This is a genomic window from Ruminiclostridium hungatei (assembly GCF_002051585.1).
Lineage (GTDB): Bacteria > Bacillota > Clostridia > Acetivibrionales > DSM-1351 > Ruminiclostridium > Ruminiclostridium hungatei.
Genome location: NZ_MZGX01000078.1, coordinates 1 through 1,040, shown reverse-complemented (window position 1 = coordinate 1,040; position 1,040 = coordinate 1). Strand labels below are relative to the sequence as shown.

Below are 1,040 nucleotides of genomic sequence, written 5' to 3'. Positions count from 1 at the left end.
GAATATGACGTGTGGAACCAGATGGTAAAGGCCACCACAGGAGAAGGCACAAGCACGTATAAATATAACGGGGAAGGCTACAGGACGGAAAAGACAGAAAACGGAAAAACCACCAGGAGCCTGTACGAAGGGGATAAGGTAATCCTGGAGACAGACGAAAACGGAAAAGAAACTGCCAGGAACATATATGGAACAAACCTAATACAAAGGACAGTAACCACCAGGGAAAACGGGAACACAAAAGAGGAAAGCTACAGCTACATGTACAACGGCCATGGGGATGTAACAGCCCTGCTGGGAGCAGATGGAACCTTGGCGGCCAGCTATTACTATGATGCCTTTGGAAACCCATTGGAAACACACTACTACAATGCGTCAGGCGGGGAAACCAGCAAGGCAGTTGACAATCCGTACCGCTATGCAGGCTATGTATATGACAGCACAACAGACCTCTACTACCTGAACGCCAGGATGTATGATGCAAAGACAGCACGGTTCATGCAGGAGGATGCCTATCCGGGCAATGCAGGTGACCCCTTAAGCTTGAATTTGTATACGTATTGTGCCAATAACCCGGTGATGTATATAGACCCCACGGGGCATGTAGTAGCCAAGGTTGGCACAAAGGGAGATACTGTAGCAGCAATACAAGAGGATTTGAAAAAATTAGGTTATAATGTTAAGGTAGATGGAATATTTGGTGAACAAACAAAAGCAGCCGTAATAAAATTTCAGAAGGATAACGGTTTGGTGGTAGATGGGATTGTTGGAAACCAGACTTTGACAGAGATATACTTTGAACAGAGCAAACAGGCTGCCAATGCGAAAGGGGTATATTTACCTGAACAGGAAAAGGCTGCTATCGGGCAGATAAAGGGCGATGTTTCAATAATGACTGATGCGAAATATCAGCAGGCCATTAATAACATAGTTGAAGTAAAGGCAAAGACAAACGGCGGCTCGGTAAATACCGTAGTAGTAGGCAATGAACTGGCAGTTCAAAAAGTGAATATAAAAAGTGATATACCCACATCAGCACC

General features: G+C 45.0%; 1 protein-coding gene. It reads left to right on the top strand.

Translation table 11 applies throughout. The features are described from left to right. Positions 1–1,040: RHS repeat-associated core domain-containing protein (locus CLHUN_RS21620; RefSeq protein WP_207559206.1), on the top strand; the 1,040-nt coding region annotated here is incomplete at both ends.